Source organism: Salinimicrobium oceani (assembly GCF_012037645.1).
Window position 1 is genome coordinate 1 of sequence record NZ_JAAVJR010000281.1, and the last position, 571, is coordinate 571.

At 37.1% G+C, this 571-nt stretch carries 1 protein-coding gene; it reads left to right on the forward strand.

Annotated elements, in window-relative coordinates; all coding sequences use genetic code 11:
* A partial coding sequence (locus HC175_RS16730; RefSeq protein WP_168139497.1) for a GIY-YIG nuclease family protein occupies positions 1–571 on the forward strand: 571 nt, incomplete at both ends.

Sequence of the window (571 nt, forward strand, 5' to 3'; positions counted from 1 at the left end):
AGGATGACCTGCGAGTTATCCAACTGGACCGGAAAAGCCTTAAAGATTCCAAGGAAGAAGATAAAAGAGTCTTCGGATCGGCCGGAGTTACAAAATACCGGAATTTACATACTGTTCGGGAAATCTGACAAATCAGAGAACAAAGAACTTGCTTATATAGGCGAGGCAGAAGGAATTTATAAAAGATTGAATCAGCATTTATCTGCAAAGGATTTTTGGAACGAAGCTCTTGTATTCGTAAGCAAAGATGAAAACCTAAACAAGGCTCACATTAAATATTTGGAAAGCAGATTACACGAAATAGCCATTAAAGTGAATAGATACGATTTGGAAAATGGAAATGTTCCCCCAAGATCTACAATCTCAGAATCTGACCAGGCTGAGATGGAAGAGTATTTGGAAAACATAAAGCTGCTGGTAAATGCTTTGGGTTATAAAATATTTGAAGAGCTTAGAAAACCCCAAACCTTTGAAGATGAGGTAAGAAATACTTTTTATATTAATGCAGCAAGAGGTGCAAACTCCAAAGGTCAAATGACCAATGAAGGATTTGTCGTTTTAAAAGACTCAG